Genomic DNA, 18,203 nt, shown 5'->3' with positions numbered 1-18,203 from the left:
AGATCACTTACGGGACCACTGTGGCGCACCGCCACTGAGCCGTGCCTCACCGTACGCGTGCCGGGCCACCGCGCACAGGACCACGGCCGGGTCCGTGATCTCCGGCCCGGGGCCGCCGGCCGCGGTCCCGCTCGCGGTGCCCGCCGCCGCGGACCAGCGCCACGCCGAGCGCCGCCAGGACGCCCACACCGACAGCCCGATCAGCCCGCCCCGGGTCGAGCCGGTGGCGTCCTGGAGGATCCCGAAGGCGGCCGCGGAGATCCCGACGTCGGCGCGCAACTGGTCTTGGGCAAAGCCGATGTTGACGCGGTCGACGTAGTTGGCGACGAACATCACGAAGCACAGCGGGACCACGCGGCGGAAGATCTTCCGCACGGCGCTCCGCAGCTGCGGGTCCGGGGGCTCCGGGGGGCGGGGCGGTCCGGGGCGGTCCGGGGCGGTGCTCACATGCGACTCCGTTGTCGTCTGACCGGCCTGGGGGGCTGGGGAGCAGGAGGCGGGCCGCCGGGGTCACCAGCGCGGAAGGGCGGGGGTGACCCAGCCGGGGTCCGCGAGCCGCATGGCGGCGGCGTCATCGCGGTCGCGCAGACCGCCGTCGTCGGCGAGCCAGCGGCGGTGCAGCACGGCGAGCCGGTCACGGTCGAGGGTGACGCCGAGGCCGGGGGTGTCGCTGACGTCCACCCGGCCGTCGCGGAAGGGGAGCCGCTCGGTGAGGACGTCCTCGGTCTGCCAGGGGTAGTGGCTGTCGCAGGCGTGGTCGAGGTGCGGCACGGTGGCCGCGACCTGGGTCATCGCGGCGAGGCTGATGCCCAGGTGGGTGTTGGAGTGCATGGACAGGCCGACGCCGAAGGTGCGGCAGACGGCGGCGAGTTCCCGGGTGGCGCGCAGCCCGCCCCAGTAGTGGTGGTCGGCGAGCACGACCTGTACGGCGTCCAGGGCGAACGCCCCGGCGATCTCGTCGAAGGTCGTCACGCACATGTTCGTGGCCAGCGGCAGGCCCGCCCGTCCGGAGGGGCGACGCCCCGCCCCGCGCACCGCGGCGGCCACCTCCGCCATCCCTGCCGTGCCGCTCGTCGGGTCCTCCAGATACTCCAGGACGTCGCCCAGCTCGTCCGCGACCCGGCAGGAAGTCTTCACGCTCCAGGCGCCGTTGGGGTCGAGGCGCAGCGGCCGGCCGGGGAACTCGGCGGCCAGCGCCCGGACCGCCGCGATCTCCTCGTCGGGCGGGAAGACGCCGCCCTTGAGCTTGAAGGAGGTGAAGCCGTAGGTGTCGGCGAACCGGCGGGCCTGGGCGACGACACCGGCGGGGTCGAGCGCCGCGCGCCAGTCGTCGCGCTCACCGCGGCCGCCCGGGTGCCCGGCCCAGCGGTAGAAGAGGTAGGCGCTGCACTCCACCCGGTCGCGGACCTTGCCGCCGAGCAGGGCGTGCACGGGCAGTCCGGCGGTCCGGCCCCAGGCGTCCAGGCAGGCGACCTCGAAGCCGGAGAGGACGGAGAGCCGCAGTTTGCCGGCGGTCTGGACGCCGCGGAGCCCGCCGACGTCCACGGCGTCCGCGCCGGTCGCGGCCGGCGGGTCTCCGCACACCTCGGCGGCCAGCGCGGGCAGTTCGTTCAGATCCGTGACCGACCGGCCGATCAGCGCCGTCGCCAGCAGCTGGGCCGGCGCCAGGTACTTGCTGTCCCCGTAGGTCTCGCCGAGCCCGGTGACGCCGCCCGCGGTGATCAGCTCGATGATCAGTCTGGGGGTGTACGGCTGGTGCACACCCTGCGTGTTCAGCAGCGGCGGATCGGCCACCAGGACGGGCGTGAGCCGGACCTCGGTGATGGTGAGGCCGTGCCGGGCGTCGGTCATCCAGAAGCTCCTACGAGGCCGGGGCTGTTTCCCTACGGGCTGTTTCCATATGTAGATGATGTCTGCATATGGAGTTGGAGGTTAGGGAGCCCGCACGGCGACCGTCAACACCCCGCACCGCGGCGAGCTTTTACCAAGGGTTGAATCTGCGCGCGTAGATACCGATGTGAGGCTCTGTTAGACCTACTGGGTCCGCTCATGACTCCCGGAGGAGCCGCGCATGCCCCGTCCCGCCCGTTTCCGCCCCGCCCTCTCCCGGAGGGCCCGCCTCGGCGCCGCCACGGTCGCCACCCTCGTCGCCGGCACCGCCGTCTTCGGCATCGGCCAGGCCACCGCCGAACACTCCGTACCGCGCACCGACAAGGAGATCCCCAACCTCACGCAGGTGCAGGACAAGATCAAGGCGTACTACGGCGACACGGTGACGGCTGACGGCGAGCACTACGCCTCCCCGCGCAGCAACTACGCACACCAGGTCCGCGGCATCGAGGCCAAGGCCCGCACATATCTGTCCAAGGCCCTGGCGCGGCACGGCCGGACGGGCAAGCAGTCCAAGCCGGCCATCGTGCTCGACATCGACGACACGACCCTGCTCACCTACAACTACGAGCTCCAGGTCGGCTTCCACTACACCGAGGAGAGCCAGGACAAGTACCTGGCCCACACCGACATGGACCCGGTCTTCGGCATGGACCGGCTGGTCAACTGGGCGCACGACAAAGGCGCCGAGGTCTTCTTCCTCACCGGCCGCAAAGAGGCGCAGCGCGCCTGGAGCACCCGCAACCTCAAGAACGTCGGCTACGGCGTGCCCCTGGACCGCCGGCACGTCTACCTGAAGGACAAGGAGCACCCGCCCGCCTACCTGCCCTGCGGCGCCACCTGCACGACCATCGAGTACAAGTCGGGCACCCGCAAGCACATAGAGTCCCTCGGCTACGACATCGTCGCCAACTTCGGGGACCAGTACAGCGATCTGCGGGGCGGCGCCGGGGACCGGACGTTCAAGATGCCGAACCCGATGTACTACCTGCCGTAGGCGAGGCCTGCCGGCCCATCCGGCCCGACCCGGTCCGGTCCGCGAGGGCCGGACCGGACGGGCGGCGCCCGCCACCACGTCCGGCGCCGTAGCGGCCGGCGCCGTGCCGGTCAGCGCCGTTTGGGCAACGGCACCCGCGACAGGTCCTGGGCGATGGTCAGTTCGCCGGTGTACCCCGCCGTGCGGGCCTGCCGCTCGAACTCCGTGGGATCGGCGTAGCGCTGCGAGAAGTGCGTGAGCACGAGATGCCGCACCCCGGCCCGCACGGCCACTTCGGCGGCCTGCCCGGCGGTCAGATGACCGTGGTCCACGGCGAGCTGGACGTCCTCGTCCAGGAATGTCGACTCGATGACCAGCATGTCCACCCCCTCCGCGAGCGCATGCACGCCCTCGCACAGCCGGGTGTCCATGACGAACGCGAACCGCTGGCCCCGCCGCTGCTCGCTGACCTCGTCGAGGGTGACACCGTTCAGCTCGCCGAGCTGCTTGAGCCGTCCGATGTCCGGCCCGGCGATGCCGTGCTCCGCCAGCCGGTCCGGCAGCATCCGGCGGCTGTCCGGCTCCACGAGGCGGTAGCCGTACGACTCGACGGGGTGCCAGAGCCGTCGTGCCTCCAGGACGTACGACTCCGCGCGGTCCAGCTCACCGTCGGCGGCGACCGGCCGCTCGATCAGCCGGACCGTCTCGCGGTAGGCGGTGGCATAGCGCAGCCGGTCGAAGAAGCGCTGGCCGCTGGCCGGGTAGTGGGCGGTGACCGGATGCGGCACCCGGTCCAGGTTGATCCGCTGGATCACCCCCGCCAGGCCCAGCGAGTGGTCACCGTGGAAGTGCGTGACACAGATCCGGTTCAGGTCATGGGCGGCGACCCCGGCCCGCAGCATCTGCCGCTGGGTGCCCTCACCGGGGTCGAAGAGCAGCCCCTGGCCGTCCCAGCGCAGCAGATAGCCGTTGTGGTTGCGGTGGCGGGTGGGGACCTGACTGGCGGTGCCGAGGACGACCAGTTCACGTACGGACACGGTCGGCTATCCGGGAGGCCACTGGAGGCCGCGGCCGCCGAGCACATGCAGGTGTGCGTGGAAGACGGTCTGGCCCGCGCCCGCACCGGTGTTGAAGACGACCCGGTAGCCCCGGTCTTCCACCTTCTCCTCGGCGGCGACCTCACGGGACTCACGCAGTATGTCGGCGATGATCTGCGGTTCGGCGGCGGCGAGGGCCGCGGCGTCCTGGTAGTGCACCTTGGGGATGATCAGGACGTGCGTCGGCGCCTGGGGGTTGATGTCGCGGAACGCGACGGTCGTCTCCGTCTCCCGGACGATGGTCGCCGGCACCTCCCTCGCCACGATCTTGCAGAACAGGCAGTCGGCCTGCGGTTCTCCCGCCACGGGTGGCTCCTCCCGATCACCGCCGTACACCCGGTGCGTACGGCCTTCGGATGCTACCGGGCGACGCCCACGGGGGATTGCATCGACCGGGGGCGGCCGGGCTCCGTCCGGCTCCCGACGGGGCCGTGCCGGCCCGCCCCGCGGCGCGGCGCACCGGCCAACTGCGGACCGGCACGGCGCGGACCGGACCGGCACGGCCCGCTGGATCACTAAGCTGGCGCGCAGACCGCTTTCGCCCACAACCGGGAGTTCTGCACCATGGCAACCACGCGCACCGCCAAGACCCACTGGGAAGGCAACCTCCTGGAGGGCAAGGGCACCGTCGCCCTGGAGTCCTCCAAGGTCGGTACGTACGACGTGAACTGGCCCGCCCGCGCGGAGCAGCCCAACGGCGTCACCAGCCCCGAGGAGCTCATCGCGGCGGCCCACTCCTCCTGCTACTCCATGGCCTTCTCGCACGGCCTGGCGGGCAAGGGGTACACCGTCGAGGCCCTGGACACCCAGGCCGATGTCACCTTCCAGCCCGGTGAGGGCATCACCGCCATCGCGCTGACCGTCAAGGCCCGCGTCCCCGGCCTGTCCGAGGAGGACTTCCAGGCCGCGGCCCAGGACGCCAAGGCCAACTGCCCGGTGAGCCAGGCGCTGGCGGGCGTCAAGAACATCACGCTGGCGGCGGAGCTGGTCTGACGGGACGACCGGCCCGGCCGGTTCCTCTTCGCGTGAACGGCGGTGCGCCGGGCGGGCCCTGCGGGCGCGTCCGGCGCACCGCCGCGTTGTCAGTGGGCTGTGCCACGATCTTTGTGCTGCGCAACGGCCCGGTGCCGTTCCGTGGACCGCCGCACGCCCGCCCCGCGAAGGGATTCCCGCCCGTGACCCACAGCTCCCCCGCCGCGCTCCGCCTGGCGCTGCGGCTCGCCGCTCCGGACACCGCCGATGCGCTCGCCGAGCGGCTGCGTCCGGACCTGCTGGCCGCGCTGTCCCACCGGTTCGGGCTGCCGGAGGAGATGGTGGAGGCCGTGACCGGGCCGGGCGGCGCGGCGCTGCGTGCCGCACTGGACGCCGGTCCCGAGGCGTTTCTGATGCGGGCGGCGGAGACCGGCGATCCGGTGATCGCCCGCGCGCTGTGGAGGGCGCGCTACCGCCCCTCCCCGCAACAGACCCGGCGCGCAAGGGACCTGCCGGATCTGCTGCCGGCGATTCTGCGCGCCGCCGACCCCACGGACCCGCGCTGGAAGGGCGAGGACGGCCTCGTCCCGCTGCTCCAGGAGGAGGCCTCCCGCTTCGAGCTCCTTCCCGCCCTGGCCGGCCCGTTCCCTCAGCTGCTCTCCTTCGCCCTGGTCCGGCTGGCCCCGTTCCTCCCGCTGCCGGCCGCCCTCGACGCCTGTGTCGCCCTGGTCCAACTCGCCGGCGGTGAAGGGCTGCTGGCGTTCGCCGACGGGGTCGAGCGGGCCCCGGACTTCGACCTCGGACGCCCGGAGCTGCTGGAGGTGATGCGGGCGGCCGCGGCCGACGCCGACCCGGAGGCGTTCCTGCGGGAGCGGCGCCCGGCCGGGGAATGGACGGACCCCGCCGCGCTGCGGGCCCTGCTGATGGTCCGTGACGGCGCCGGCGCGGTCGCGAAGCCCGCCGCCCTCGACTGGGAACTCGTTCGGCGCGAGCACGCCCGCCTGCCCTTCGAGACGGGTTGGACGAGCGGCCGCGGCCGGCAGAGCGGCAACCGCCTGTCGCAGCTCACCCGGTGGGAAGGCTGCCCTGACGACCTCGTCATGGAGTGCTTCCGCGCCGACCCCTGGAGCACCTCGCAGGCCGCCGTCGAGCTGCCCTTCGAGGCGCTGGTGGGGCCCGAGGCGGCGGCGGGCAAGGTGCCCTTCGACGAGGTCCTGGGGCGCGGCATCCGTACGGGCCGGCTGCCGGTGGAGCGCGTGCTGGCGGAAGTGGGCCCGGCGACGGAGGTGCTGAACGCGCTGCCGTACGACCACGAGCCGACCCGCAAGGCCCTCGCAGGACTCCTCGACCGGCTCGGCACGGACCCGGTCAACTGGCTGACGTGCTACGCCCGGATGGGCCGGGCGCGGGGCGGCGTCGCCGAGCTGATCGACGACGCCGCCTCGGCCGGCCCCGCCAAGAAGCGCAGCACCACCTGGCCGCGCCCTTTGGAGGCGGTGTTCCCCGCCACTCCCCCCGAGGCCTCCCGGGCCGCGTTCCTGAGCCTGTTCCAGTGCGCCTCCGAGGAGGCGCAGATCGCCGTCGTACCGCACTTCGACCCGCGGGCCGTGCAGCATCTCCTGGTGTACGGCGATCCGGCGCCGGCCGTCCGGGACGCGGTGGTCGCCGCCCACGGGGTGTCTGCACAGGCCGCGCAGGCCGCCACCACGGCTCTCTCCCCCGAAAAGCTGGCGTACCTCCTCGACCTCGACGAACCGCAGGTGGACGCCAACCTGTTCTTCCACCGCGGTATCGACCAGCGGGAGCGGGAGCGGATGCTCGCCGGGCGGCTGCGCGGCGGCGGTACCCGTGCCGTCCCCGAGGAGCTGCTCCATGTCCTGCGGGAGGCCCACCTCAGCCACCACCGCCACTGGCTCATCGCCGGCCTTAATTCCGGCGACCTGGGCGTGGCCCGCACGATCGTCGGGCGGCTGAAGCTCCGGATACCGGCGGCCCGGCTGCGGCTGCTGGTGGCCGTGTGGGAGCGCGGCGGCCCGGACGCGGTGCGCGAGATCCTGGCGATGGACCGCCTCCCGCTCACCCTCCGCCGGCAGACCGAGAAGCTCCTCGACGTCCCCGACGGGCTGGACCGGCTGCGCGCCCGCCTGGCCGCGGAGGAGGACCCGGCGAAGCTGCTGGCGTTCCTCAACAGGGCACCGGGCTATGACGGTGACCAGGCGCACAAGCTCACCGGCGAAGGCATACCCCTCCCCTGGCCCGAGCTGATCGCGGCGCACCGCTCCGGCACGCTGGCCCCCAGTACGGCCAAGGACCTCGCGGAGCTCGCGGACTGCCCACGCGAGCTGCTGCTGGCGCTGCTGTCGAACACCCCGGAGCTCGGCCGCTCCAACCTCTCGTGGCCCCAGCTCGCCCTCCGGCGCGGCACGCTCACCCCGGAGGACCTCCTGACCCATGCCGCCCCCGCGCGCCAGGGCCTGTCCCACCTCCTCCGCCTGCTCAACTCCTCGGACCGGCAGGCAAACCAGCGGGCGGTCCGGCAGGTGGACCGGCAGGAGCTGCGGACCCGGGCGACCGCGCTGACCGCGGAACATCTGGGCAGCGACCCCGAGGCCTGGGCCGTCTGTCTCCAGCTGCTGCCGACCTTCGCCGGCACCCTCACGGAGCTGTTCGCGACGGCGGCCGCGATCGTGCGCCCCCCGGCCTGAGCGCCGGGAGCAGCAGCCCGTTTCTCCGCCACCGGCAAGGCGCACCGGACCACCTAGGTAAAGCCCCACCGGCCTTTCCCCCTCCCCCAACGGGAGGGGACGGGCCGGAGCGGGTGGGGTGCCGGACGTAAAGCGCAGCAGTCCGGCACCCCACCCGCGGAGGCCCGTCACCGCACCCCGACAGCCCCGCGCAGCGGCCCCCGCCCGCCGCCAGGCGCAACGGCGAACAACCGCCACGGCGGGCCAGCCGAAACGTGGGGCGGGGCCGAAGGCAAAGCGCAGCGGACCGGCCCGCCGCCAGGCGCAACGGCGAGCAACACCCACGGCGGGACGGCCGACAACGTGGGCCGAAGGCAAAGCGCAACGCACGGCGGGGGCACCGCGCAGCGGGCCACAAACGGCGAGCAACACCCACGGCGGGTCAGACAAAAACGTGGGCCCGAGGCAAAGCCTCAGCTCCACCGCCCCGTCCGCCCCAGCAGCAGCGCGGTGGCCGCGGTGCCTGCCGTGGAGGTGCGCAGGACGGTCGTCCCCAGGCGGTACGGCTTGGCGCCGGCCTCGGCGAAGGTGGTGAGCTCCTCCGGGGAGACACCGCCTTCCGGGCCGACGACCAGCACGATCCGTCCCTCGGCGGGGAGTTCGGCCGTTGCGAGCGGCGTGCTGCCCTCCTCGTGGAGGACGGCCGCGAAGTCGGCGTCGGCGAGCAGCGCGGCCACCTGCTTGGTCGTCAGCGGGTCCGCGACCTCGGGGAAGGTCAGCCGGCGCGACTGCTTGCCCGCCTCGCGGGCGGTGGCGCGCCATTTGCCCAGCGCCTTGGCGGCCCGCTCACCCTTCCACTGGGTGACGCAACGCGCCGCGGGCCAGGGCACGATGGCGTCCACCCCGGTCTCGGTCATCGTCTCGACGGCCAGCTCACCGCGGTCCCCCTTGGGGAGTGCCTGGACGACGGTGATCGTGGGGCGGGGCGGGTCCTCGGTGCGCAGCTCGGCGACCGCGACGGTGAGCCTGTCCTTGCCCTCGACGGCGGTGACCGTGCCGTACGCGCCGGTGCCGTGCCCGTCCGTCAGCACGACCTCCTCGCCGGCCCGCAGCCGGCGCACCGAGACCGCGTGCCGGCCCTCGGGACCGTCCAGGGTCAGCGTGCCGCCGGCCCGTGCACCCGCGAGGGACTCGACGAGGAAGACCGGCGCGGTCATGAGGCACTGCCGGTGGCGGGAAAGTTCAACGTGGCGCGTGCCGCGTCCAGTTCGGCCGCCAGCACCTCCACCAGCTGCCGGGCGGGCAGCTCCCGCGCCAGCCGGTGCCCCTGCCCCGCCCACAGGTTCATGCCCTGGGCGTCGCCCGCCTTGGCCGCGGCCTTGCGCACGGTGGAGGTGAGGTAGTGGACGGCCGGGTAGGCGGCCGGTGCGTACGGGCCGTGCTCGCGCATGAAGCGGTTGACCAGCCCGCGGGCCGGCCGCCCGGAGAACGCCCGGGTCAACTCCGTATGCGTGAACAGGGGGTTGGTCAGGGCCTGCTTGTGCAGCGGGTTGGCGCCCGACTCGGGGGTGGCGAGGAAGGCGGTGCCCAGCTGCGCCATGCTCGCTCCGGCGGCCAGCACCGCCGCGATCTGCGCCCCGCGCATCAGCCCGCCCGCGGCGATCATCGGAATCTGCACGGCCTCCCGGACCTGGCCGAGCGCCGCCAGCAGCCCCAGCCCCGCGCCGGTCCCGTCCGCATGCGGATCGTCCCGGTGGGTGCCCTGGTGGCCGCCGGCCTCCACGCCCTGCACACACACCGCGTCCGCACCCGACCACTGCGCGGCCTGCGCCTCGGCAGCGGTGGTGACCGTGACGACGGTGTACGTACCGACCTTGGCGAACGCGTCCAGGACGGCGCGCGAGGGGCAGCCGAAGGTGAAGGACACCACCGGCACCGGGTCCTCGCGCAGTATCGCGAGCTTGGCCTCGTAGCCGTCGTCGATGGGCCCGTCGGTGTCACCGAGATCGGTCTCGTACCAGGTGACCTCGCCGGCGAGCTGTTCGCGGTAGACCTCGACGACGGAGCCGTCGGCCAGGGAGGGCTGCGGCATGAAGAGGTTGACGCCGAAGGGCCGGTCGGTCAGCGACCGCAGCTGTTTGATCTCCTGGTACATGCCGTCGGCGGTTTTGTAGCCGGCGGCGAGGAAGCCGAGACCGCCGGCGCCGCAGACGGCGGCGGCCAGCTCGGGTCCGGAGCCGCCTCCCGCCATCGGGGCCTGCACGATCGGGTAGCGGCAGAGATCGGTCAGTGCAGTGGGCATGAGCACATCGTGTCACGCCCACCCCCTCGCTCCGAACCGGGGAGGCGGCTGCCGCGGGGGTCCGCGGCAGCTCCGCGGACCCCGGGCCGACCTGGGCTATCGCCCGTTGAACGCATCCTTCAGACGCGAGAACAACCCCTGCTGCCCCGGCTGGAACTGCCCCGTGGGCCGCTCCTCGCCGCGGAGCTTGGCCAGCCGCCGCAGCACCTCCTCCTGCTCGGGGTCGAGCTTGGAAGGTGTCTGTACCTCGACATGGACGATGAGGTCGCCGCGGCCACCGCCGCGCAGATGGGTCACACCGCGCTGGTGCAGCGGGATCGACTGGCCGGACTGGGTACCGGGCCGGACATCGATCTCCTCCACCCCGTCCAGCGTCTCCAGCGGGCACTTCGTGCCCAGCGCCGCCGCTGTCATCGGGATGGTGACCGTGCAGTGCAGATCGTCGCCGCGCCGCTGGAAGACCGCGTGCGGCAGCTCGTGGATCTCCACGTAGAGGTCGCCGGCGGGGCCGCCGCCGGGGCCGACCTCACCCTCGCCCGCGAGCTGGATGCGGGTGCCGTTGTCGACACCGGCCGGGATCTTGACGGTCAGCGTGCGGCGGGAGCGGATACGTCCGTCGCCCGCGCACTCGTGGCACGGCGTCGGGACGACCGTGCCGAAGCCCTGGCACTGCGGGCAGGGCCGCGAGGTCATGACCTGGCCCAGGAACGACCGGGTGACCTGCGAGACCTCACCGCGGCCGCGGCACATGTCACAGGTCTGCGCCGAGGTGCCCGGCGCCGCGCCCTCACCGCTGCACGTCGTACAGACGACGGCGGTGTCGACCTGGATGTCCTTGGTCGTGCCGAAGGCCGCTTCGTTCAGCTCGACATCGAGCCGGATCATGGCGTCCTGGCCACGGCGGGTGCGCGAGCGCGGCCCGCGCTGCGACGCGGTGCCGAAGAACGCGTCCATGATGTCGGAGAAGTTGCCGAAGCCCGCGCCGAAGCCGCCCGCGCCCTGGCCGCCGCCCGCCTGCGAGAGGGGGTCGCCGCCGAGGTCGTAGACCTGCTTCTTCTGCGGATCCGAGAGGACCTCGTAAGCGGCGTTGATCTCCTTGAACCGCTCCTGGGTCTTGGGATCCGGGTTCACATCCGGGTGCAGCTCGCGCGCCAGCCGGCGGAAGGCCTTCTTGATCTGGTCCTGCGAGGCGTCACGGCCGATGCCGAGGACCGAGTAGTAATCCGTGGCCACTTACGACTCCGCGAGGATTTGTCCGACGTAACGTGCCACTGCGCGTACCGCTCCCATCGTTCCGGGGTAGTCCATGCGGGTCGGTCCGACCACGCCGAGTTTGGCGACTGCCTCGTCGCCCGAACCGTAGCCGACCGTGACGACCGATGTGGACGCCAGGCCTTCGTGGGCATTCTCATGCCCGATGCGTACGGTCATGCCCGAGTCCTTGGCCTCGCCGAGCAGCTTGAGCATCACCACATGCTCCTCAAGTGCCTCCAGCACCGGCCGGATGGTCAGCGGGAAATCGTGCCCGAAGCGCGTGAGATTGGCGGTACCGCCGATCATCAGCCGCTCTTCGGTCTCCTCCACCAAAGTCTCCAGCAACACCGACAGCACTGTCGAGACCGTGCCGCGGTCGTCCTGCTCGAAGGACTCCGGGAGATCCTGCACCAACTGCGGCACATCCGCGAACCGGCGCCCCACGACCCGGCTGTTGAGCCGGGCCCGCAGATCCGCCAGCGAGGTCTCGCCGAACGGTGCCTGGCAGTCGATCAGCCGCTGCTCGACCCGCCCGGTGTCCGTGATCAGCACCAGCATCAGCCGGGCCGGGGCCAGCGCCAGCAGCTCGACGTGCCGGACGGTGGACCGGGTCAGGGACGGGTACTGCACGACCGCGACCTGCCGGGTCAGCTGCGCCAGCAGCCGGACCGTGCGGCCCACCACGTCGTCGAGATCGACGGCGCCGTCCAGGAAATTCTGGATCGCCCGCCGCTCCGGGCTGGACAGCGGCTTCACACCGGCCAGCTTGTCGACGAACAGGCGGTAGCCCTTGTCGGTCGGGATCCGCCCGGCACTCGTGTGCGGCTGGGCGATGAAGCCCTCGTCCTCCAGGACCGCCATGTCGTTGCGGACGGTGGCCGGGGAGACGCCGAGCTGATGGCGTTCGGTGAGGGCCTTGGAGCCGACCGGCTCCTCCGTCCCCACATAGTCCTGGACGATGGCGCGCAGCACTTCGAGCCTGCGTTCACTGAGCATCCCGCGCACCTCCTGTCCGGCCGTCCGCCGTATCGACTCTCCTGGCACTCACACGGGCCGAGTGCCAGACCCGGAGCCAGTGTACGGCCGAGTAGCACGCACACGGCAAGGGCAGCCGCGCACGGCACCCGCCCGATGACCGTGTTCGGCCGATCTGTCGGGCAACGCTATCGCGATGGCGCTAGCGTCTCGGTATGCACACTGCTTGGGAAGAGGCCGGTTGGGAACAGCTCGGTGACGGTGTCGCCAGACGCCGTATGCCGGGGTGGGACGAGACGATCGGGGTGATCGCGGGAACCACCGGCGTCATGATCGTCGACACCGGCGCGACCCTGCGCGACGGCGCGGATCTGCGGCGTGCGATCCGCGGGGTGCTGGGCCGCGGAGTGACGCATGTCGCGCTCACCCACCCGCATTTCGATCATGTGCTGGGCACCGCCGCCTTCGCGGGCGTCGAGGTCTTCGGCGCGGCCGGGCTGGGCGAGCTGCTGCGCCGCGGCAAGGACGTACTGCGGCACGACGCGATGCGGCACGGCGTCGGCCGGGACGCCGCCGCCGAGGCCGCCGATCTGCTGGTCGCCCCGCACCACCACGTCCACGACCAGCTGACCGTGGAGCTCGGCGACCGGCAGGTGCTGCTCGCCAACGTCGGCCCCGGTCACACGGCCCACGATCTGGCGGTCCTGGTACCGGGCCGGGGAGGGTCCCCGGAGATCGTCTTCTGCGGCGATCTGGTCGAGGAGTCCGGCGAACCCCAGGCGGGCCCGGACGCGCTGCCGCAGCGGTGGCCCGGCGCACTGGACCGGCTGCTGGCCCTCGGCGGCGAGGACGCACGGTATGTGCCCGGCCACGGCGCCGTGGTGGACGCCCGCTTCGTCCGCGCCCAACGGGACGCCCTCGCCGCCCGCTTCGGCGTCGCCCCCTCCTGACCACCGCCCGCTCACCCACGGACAGGCCCCCATGCAGAGCAGGCGCTACGGCCCCGATCGCACCCCGCCCTGACTGCACCCCCCCGGGGGGGGCGCCCCCCGGCCCCCCGCCGGCCGAAACACCGACCACCCGCAGAGAACAGGCCCCACCCGATGCAGAACAGGCACTACAGCCCCGACCTCACCCCGTCCTGGAAGAAGCAGCGGCCCGCACCCGAGGTGCCCGCAGAGCCCGATCTGGTCGTCGAGGAGGTCACCTCGGGTTTCTGCGGCGCCGTGATCCGCTGCGAGAAGACGGCGCAGGGCCCGACGGTCACCCTGGAGGACCGCTTCGGCAAGCACCGCGTCTTTCCCATGGAACCGCGCGGCTTCCTCCTGGAGGGCAAGGTGGTCACGCTCGTACGCCCCCAGGGCGCGCCGGCGCAGAGCGGCCCCGCACGAACGGCCTCGGGCTCTCTCGCCGTGCCCGGCGCCCGCGCACGGGTCGCCCGCGCCGGGCGCATCTATGTGGAGGGCCGGCACGACGCCGAGCTGGTGGAGCGGGTGTGGGGCGACGACCTGCGCATCGAGGGCGTCGTCGTGGAGTACCTGGAGGGCATCGACGACCTGCCGGCGATCGTCCGCGGCTTCTCCCCCGGCCCGGACGCCCGCCTCGGCGTCCTCGTCGACCATCTCGTGCCCGGCTCGAAGGAGTCCCGTATCGCGGCCGGGGTGACCGGTGCCCATGCGCTGGTGGTGGGCCACCCGTACATCGACGTCTGGGAGGCGGTGAAGCCGTCCTCGGTCGGCATCCCCGCCTGGCCGTCCGTCCCGCACGGCCAGGACTGGAAGACGGGCGTGTGCCGGGCCCTGGGCTGGCCGGAGAACACCGGGGCCGCCTGGCAGCGGATCCTGTCCTGCGTGCGGTCCTACAAGGACCTGGAGCCGGCGCTGCTGGGGAGGGTGGAGGAGCTGATCGACTTCGTTACGGGCGGCGGTGACGTGTGACGGCAGGAAGGGTTCCGAACCGGGAGGTGTCCAGCTTGATGCCGAGGGTGTCGACGCGGAGAGGAACACCGAACGAGACGGTGCGCTGAACCTCGTAGTCGGCGTCCTCTCCCGCGCCGTCCGGTTCCGTCAGCAGTACACAGCGGGCGTCATACGGGTCGACGATCAGATACGCGGGGATTCTCCCTGCGGCGTAGATGGAGCGCTTCAGGCCGTAGTCGCGGTCGGCGCTGCGCAGGGAAACCACCTCGAGCAGCAGCGTCACGTCCGAAGCGGGTACGAGCCATCCGGAACCCTGGCACCTTCCGCGCTCCATCACCACGAGGTCGGGCTGCGGCTTGCTGACCTCCCCCGGGATCGAGAGATGCTGTGTCGCGAATCTTTGCCAGCGGTCGTGCGGAATCTGGCCCGTCACCTCGCTGACGATCCTGTTGTGGGCGATGTCCGTCCCGCCGGTCAGCAGAATCTCCCGGCGCAGGAGCTCCGCCCGGAGCCCTTCTGGAGGCTCGAACTCCGCGAAGTACTCCTCGATGCACTGATCGTGCACTATGGCCAACCGCCCAACTGTCCCTGCCTGCCGATGTGTTGCCTGCAGCCTAGGGACAGCGATGCCCGGTGGGCCGGGTCTCGGGGTGAGATCCCTCAGCCGAGTGATCAGTCCACCAGATCCCGCACCACCGCGTCCGCCAGCAGCCGCCCCCGGAGGGTCAGCACGGCACGGCCGCGCTCGTAGGGAGACGGCTCCAGGAGGCCGTCGGCCAGCGCACGTGCCGCCGCCCGCGCTCCCGCCGGGGCCAGGATGTCCAGCGGGCAGCCGTCCGCCAGCCGCAGTTCCAGGAGGATGCGTTCGACCCGGCGGTCCTCGTCCGACAGGATCTCCCGGCCGGCGCCCGGGGAGCGGCCCTCGCCGAGGGCCTGGGCGTAGGCGCCGGGGTGTTTGACGTTCCACCAGCGGACGCCGCCGACGTGGCTGTGGGCGCCGGGGCCGGCGCCCCACCAGTCGGCGCCGGTCCAGTAGAGCTCGTTGTGGCGGCAGCGGGCGGCGTCGGTGGTGGCCCAGTTGGAGACCTCGTACCAGGTGAAACCTGCCGCGGCGAGGCGTTCGTCGGCGATGAGGTAGCGGTCGGCGTGCACGTCGTCGTCGGTCATCGGGACCTCGCCGCGGCGGATCCGGCGGGCCAGCTGGGTGCCCTCCTCGACGATCAGGGCGTAGGCGGAGACATGGTCGGGGCCGGCGCCGACCACGGCGTCGAGGGAGGCGCGCCAGTCGTCGTCGGTCTCGCCCGGGGTGCCGTAGATCAGATCGAGGTTGACGTGCTCGAAGCCGGCCGCGCGGGCCTCGGCGACACAGGCCTCGGGGCGGCCCGGGGTGTGCGTACGGTCGAGGATCTTCAGGACGTGCTGCCGGGCGCTCTGCATGCCGAAGGAGACCCGGTTGAAGCCGCCCGCCAGCAGCTCGTCGAGGTAGCGGGGGTCGACGGACTCCGGGTTGGCCTCGGTGGTGATCTCCGCGCCCGGCGCGAGGCCGAATTCCTCGCGGATCGCGGCCAGCATCGTGCCGAGGTCGGCGGCGGGCAGCAGGGTCGGGGTGCCGCCGCCGACGAAGACCGTCTCGACGGGGCGCGGGTCGTCGCCCAGTACCTTGCGGGCCAGCCGGATCTCCTCCACGACGGTCTCGGCGTAGTTGTCCCGCGAGGCCAGTGCGCCGCCGGAACCGCGCAGCTCGCTCGCGGTGTAGGTGTTGAAGTCGCAGTAGCCGCAGCGGGTCGCGCAGTAGGGCACATGCAGATAGAAGCCGAGGGGGCGTCCGGCGGCATCGGCCGGCGTATGACCGGGCAGCGCCCCGTCCTCGGGCATCGGCTCACCATCAGGCAGTGCGGAAGGCATGGGAACCATTGTCCGTCATGGCGGGGCGGTACCCGTCCGGTGCCGCTGTGCCTCAGGACACCCCGGGCCCCGACGCCTGCAGGACCAGCAGGGCCAGGTCGTCGTCGGGCGGGGTGGGGCCGAAGGCGTGGACGGTGCTGCGGATGTGGTCCGCGAGGGCGGTGGCGCCCAGGCCGGCGCCCGCGACGAGGGCGGTGGCCAGTCCGTCCTCGTCGTCGAAGAGCCGCCGCCCCGAGCGCCGCTCGGTCACCCCGTCGGTGACGCACAGAAGCGTTTCCCCCGGGCAGAGGTCGAACGATTCGCTGACGTACGCGGCGTCCTCCACCACCCCCAGCAGCATCTGCGGCGCCGCGACGACCCGGACCGCGCCGTCCGTACCCAGGACCAGCGGCAGCGGGTGTCCGGCGCTGGCGAGGGTGCAGCGGGCGCCACCGGAGCCGCCGGGGTAGGGGACGATCTCGCCGTAGAGCAAAGACAGGAAGCGGGCCTGTTCGCCCTCCTCGCGGATCTCGACCGGTGCCTCCGCCCCGGCGCCGGCCGCCGCGACCGCCGCCGCGACCGCCGCGACCGAGTCCGCGGCCTCCCGCGCCATGGTCTTGTTGAGCCGGTCGAGCACCGCCGCGACACCGAAGCCGTCGCGGGCCAGCAGCCGCAGCACCGGCCGGGCCAGCCCGGTCACCGCGGCCGCCTCGGGGCCGCTGCCGCAGACATCGCCGAGCGCGAAGCACCAGCGGCCGTCCCCGGCGTCGAAGAGGTCCCAGAAGTCGCCGCCCGCCCAGGCGCCCTCGCGCGGCTCGTAGACCACCGCCGACTCCACGCCGGGCACCTGCGCCCGCCCCCGGGGCAGCAGCCGGCGCTGCAGGACCTGGCTGATGCGCTCCTGGCGGCTGTAGGCACGTGCGGTGGCGACCGCGCGGGCGACCCGGCGGCACAGGTCCTCGATCAGCCCGACCGCCTCGTCGGGGAAGTGCGGCAGTCCGCCCCGGCCGAGCAGCAGGGTGCCGAGCCGCCGGCCGCCGGCGACCAGGGGGCAGGCCAGTGCGGCGCCGCCGGGGCCGTAGCCGCCCGGCTCGTACGGGCAGGGCCAGGGAACGACGCCCGGCGCGCTGCCGGACGCGCCACCGCCCGGGAGCTCCGGCGGCTGCTTCTCCAGCGCGGTGCGCAGCGCGTCGATCCGGCTCTCGCTGGTGTGCCAGACGCCGGCGAGCCGCTGCTCGTCGCCGGCCTGGGCGATCCCCCGGCCGGGTGCGCCGCTGTCGCCGTCGTACAGCCACACCGCGCACCATTCGGCGAGCCGGGGCACGATCAACTGGGCGGCGAGCGCGGCGACTTGGTCGGCGTCGAGCTGGCCGGAGAGCAGATCGGAGGCCTCGGCGAGGAAGGAGAGGGCGCCGTTGTCGATCCGGCCGGTGCCGGGTTCCGGCCGGGCGGCCCGGCGCGGCGCCGGGGCGAGGAGCTCGGCGGCCCGCAGCTCGCACTGCAGCAGCTGGTTGTCGAGGGTGAACTCCGGCTCGGGCCACCCGGCGCCGTCCACGGCCCCCACGGGCAGCCGGAACCACACGGTCTTCATGGCCCGGCGGTAGGTGACGCCCCACGATTCGGCGACCGCGCTGATCAGCTGGAGCCCGTGCCCGCCGTTCTCCGAGGCGGCGCTCTCCGCACGGGCGCGGACCGGCTGGGTGGGATGGTGGTCGGAGACCTCGATGACGATGCCGGGGCCGGACGCGCCGTCGGCGCCGGCTCCCGGGGCGGCCGTCGCTTCCCGGTGCGGCGCCTCGTACGGCTCCCCGGTGCGGCCCCGGTACGGCTCAGCGCCGCCGTCCCGCCCGGCCTCCGGATCCAGCCGGCAGCGGAGTTCGACGGTGGTGCCCGCGTGCACGACCGCGTTCGTGACCAACTCGCTGACCAGCAGCTCCGCTGCGTCCGCGAGCCGGTCGGTCAGGCCCTCCGCGCCGGTCAGCTGCCGGCCGGCCCAGTCGGCGAAGGTGGCCCGGACGAAGCGCCGGGCGGCGGCAGCGGCCTGCGGATCACCGGGCAGACTGGCCCGACGGGAACGGGCGGCGGGACCGTCGGCAGGCCCGGCCGCGGGTCCGCCGGGGAACCCGTCCGCCCTCGTCGTGCGCGCCGCCGTGACGTCGTCGTCCCGTGGAGACGAAGTGGTCGTCCTCATTGAGCAACTCCCGAGCAGCTCCGCTACAGCGCCGGATGCGCCAACGACAGAGTGACAGA

16 protein-coding genes are annotated in these 18,203 nt (G+C 73.0%); 5 read left to right on the top strand and 11 right to left on the bottom strand.

Translation table 11 applies throughout. From position 1 onward, the window contains the following. Positions 1-3: 3 nt before the first annotated feature. Together SLV14N_RS26970 and SLV14N_RS26965 are read right to left on the bottom strand one after the other, a co-directional pair. A complete protein-coding gene (locus SLV14N_RS26970) occupies positions 4-447 on the bottom strand; it encodes a hypothetical protein (protein ID WP_263271449.1) in 444 nt (147 codons plus the stop codon). A 63-nt stretch (positions 448-510) separates the two neighbouring features. Then, positions 511-1,851, bottom strand: a complete 1,341-nt coding sequence (locus tag SLV14N_RS26965; RefSeq protein ID WP_263271448.1) for a glucarate dehydratase family protein — start codon at positions 1,849-1,851, stop codon at positions 511-513. 220 nt (positions 1,852-2,071) lie between these two features. Here SLV14N_RS26965 and SLV14N_RS26960 point away from each other — a divergent pair, with 220 nt between their 5' ends. Further along, positions 2,072-2,887: an HAD family acid phosphatase gene (locus tag SLV14N_RS26960; protein ID WP_263271446.1), complete on the top strand. Its 816-nt coding sequence runs from the start codon at positions 2,072-2,074 to the stop codon at positions 2,885-2,887. A 110-nt stretch (positions 2,888-2,997) separates the two neighbouring features. On the opposite strand, the gene SLV14N_RS26955 is transcribed toward SLV14N_RS26960, so the two are convergent. Together SLV14N_RS26955 and SLV14N_RS26950 are read right to left on the bottom strand one after the other, a co-directional pair. Continuing rightward, a complete protein-coding gene (locus SLV14N_RS26955; RefSeq protein WP_208684310.1) occupies positions 2,998-3,903 on the bottom strand; it encodes a ribonuclease Z in 906 nt (301 codons plus the stop codon). Positions 3,904-3,909: 6 nt separating this feature from the next. Next, positions 3,910-4,269 carry a histidine triad nucleotide-binding protein gene (locus SLV14N_RS26950; protein WP_018088205.1) on the bottom strand — a complete coding sequence of 120 codons (360 nt, stop codon included), beginning with the start codon at positions 4,267-4,269 and terminating at the stop codon, positions 3,910-3,912. Positions 4,270-4,527: 258 nt separating this feature from the next. On the opposite strand from SLV14N_RS26950, the gene SLV14N_RS26945 reads away from it, so the two are divergent. Continuing rightward, positions 4,528-4,956, top strand: coding sequence for an OsmC family protein (locus SLV14N_RS26945; protein ID WP_018088206.1), 429 nt, complete (start codon positions 4,528-4,530; stop codon positions 4,954-4,956). A gap of 182 nt (positions 4,957-5,138) precedes the next feature. After that, entirely contained in the window at positions 5,139-7,640 is a 2,502-nt protein-coding gene (locus tag SLV14N_RS26940) for a hypothetical protein (RefSeq protein ID WP_263271442.1), read from the top strand. Positions 7,641-8,092: 452 nt separating this feature from the next. Here SLV14N_RS26940 and SLV14N_RS26935 read toward each other — a convergent pair whose 3' ends face one another. The 4 genes from SLV14N_RS26935 to hrcA form a co-directional block, all read right to left on the bottom strand. Beyond that, entirely contained in the window at positions 8,093-8,836 is a 744-nt protein-coding gene (locus SLV14N_RS26935; protein WP_208684307.1) for a 16S rRNA (uracil(1498)-N(3))-methyltransferase, read from the bottom strand. After that, the gene (locus tag SLV14N_RS26930) at positions 8,833-9,921 is read right to left on the bottom strand and encodes a nitronate monooxygenase (protein WP_208684305.1); all 1,089 of its coding nucleotides are present in this window, start codon (positions 9,919-9,921) and stop codon (positions 8,833-8,835) included. The genes SLV14N_RS26935 and SLV14N_RS26930 overlap by 4 nt, the downstream gene beginning before the upstream one ends. A 96-nt stretch (positions 9,922-10,017) precedes the next feature. Continuing rightward, positions 10,018-11,154, bottom strand: coding sequence for a molecular chaperone DnaJ (dnaJ, locus tag SLV14N_RS26925; RefSeq protein ID WP_018088210.1), 1,137 nt, complete (start codon positions 11,152-11,154; stop codon positions 10,018-10,020). Next, entirely contained in the window at positions 11,155-12,171 is a 1,017-nt protein-coding gene (gene hrcA / locus SLV14N_RS26920; RefSeq protein WP_018088211.1) for a heat-inducible transcriptional repressor HrcA, read from the bottom strand. Between the two features lie 194 nt (positions 12,172-12,365). Here hrcA and SLV14N_RS26915 point away from each other — a divergent pair, with 194 nt between their 5' ends. Together SLV14N_RS26915 and SLV14N_RS26910 are read left to right on the top strand one after the other, a co-directional pair. Continuing rightward, positions 12,366-13,100, top strand: a complete 735-nt coding sequence (locus SLV14N_RS26915; RefSeq protein WP_263271437.1) for an MBL fold metallo-hydrolase — start codon at positions 12,366-12,368, stop codon at positions 13,098-13,100. Positions 13,101-13,253: 153 nt separating this feature from the next. Next, positions 13,254-14,087, top strand: coding sequence for a DUF3097 domain-containing protein (locus SLV14N_RS26910; RefSeq protein ID WP_208684303.1), 834 nt, complete (start codon positions 13,254-13,256; stop codon positions 14,085-14,087). Here the strand turns inward: SLV14N_RS26910 and SLV14N_RS26905 are convergent. The 3 genes from SLV14N_RS26905 to SLV14N_RS26895 form a co-directional block, all read right to left on the bottom strand. Continuing rightward, complete coding sequence (locus SLV14N_RS26905) at positions 14,065-14,634, bottom strand: Uma2 family endonuclease (RefSeq protein ID WP_311044727.1); 570 nt, start codon at positions 14,632-14,634, stop codon at positions 14,065-14,067. The genes SLV14N_RS26910 and SLV14N_RS26905 overlap by 23 nt on opposite strands. A 107-nt stretch (positions 14,635-14,741) precedes the next feature. Further along, complete coding sequence (hemW, locus tag SLV14N_RS26900; protein WP_263271434.1) at positions 14,742-15,974, bottom strand: radical SAM family heme chaperone HemW; 1,233 nt, start codon at positions 15,972-15,974, stop codon at positions 14,742-14,744. Positions 15,975-16,026: 52 nt separating this feature from the next. Beyond that, positions 16,027-18,144, bottom strand: a complete 2,118-nt coding sequence (locus SLV14N_RS26895) for an ATP-binding SpoIIE family protein phosphatase (RefSeq protein ID WP_263271432.1) — start codon at positions 18,142-18,144, stop codon at positions 16,027-16,029. Positions 18,145-18,203 lie beyond the last annotated feature (59 nt).

This window comes from Streptomyces sp. Je 1-4 4N24, from assembly GCF_026239515.1.
Taxonomy (GTDB): Bacteria; Actinomycetota; Actinomycetes; order Streptomycetales; family Streptomycetaceae; genus Streptomyces; species Streptomyces nigrescens.
The sequence above is the reverse complement of the archived record's forward strand: the minus strand, read 5'-3'. Positions and strand labels throughout refer to the sequence as shown.

Coding starts and splice junctions, on each gene's coding strand:
- SLV14N_RS26965 (WP_263271448.1), bottom strand. CDS start 1,851: ATGACCGACGCCCGGCACGGCCTCACCATCACCGAGGTCCGGCTCACG.
- SLV14N_RS26960 (WP_263271446.1), top strand. CDS start 2,072: ATGCCCCGTCCCGCCCGTTTCCGCCCCGCCCTCTCCCGGAGGGCCCGC.
- SLV14N_RS26945 (WP_018088206.1), top strand. CDS start 4,528: ATGGCAACCACGCGCACCGCCAAGACCCACTGGGAAGGCAACCTCCTG.
- SLV14N_RS26935 (WP_208684307.1), bottom strand. CDS start 8,836: ATGACCGCGCCGGTCTTCCTCGTCGAGTCCCTCGCGGGTGCACGGGCC.
- SLV14N_RS26930 (WP_208684305.1), bottom strand. CDS start 9,921: ATGCCCACTGCACTGACCGATCTCTGCCGCTACCCGATCGTGCAGGCC.
- hrcA (WP_018088211.1), bottom strand. CDS start 12,171: ATGCTCAGTGAACGCAGGCTCGAAGTGCTGCGCGCCATCGTCCAGGAC.
- SLV14N_RS26915 (WP_263271437.1), top strand. CDS start 12,366: ATGCACACTGCTTGGGAAGAGGCCGGTTGGGAACAGCTCGGTGACGGT.
- SLV14N_RS26910 (WP_208684303.1), top strand. CDS start 13,254: ATGCAGAACAGGCACTACAGCCCCGACCTCACCCCGTCCTGGAAGAAG.
- hemW (WP_263271434.1), bottom strand. CDS start 15,974: ATGCCTTCCGCACTGCCTGATGGTGAGCCGATGCCCGAGGACGGGGCG.
- SLV14N_RS26895 (WP_263271432.1), bottom strand. CDS start 18,144: ATGAGGACGACCACTTCGTCTCCACGGGACGACGACGTCACGGCGGCG.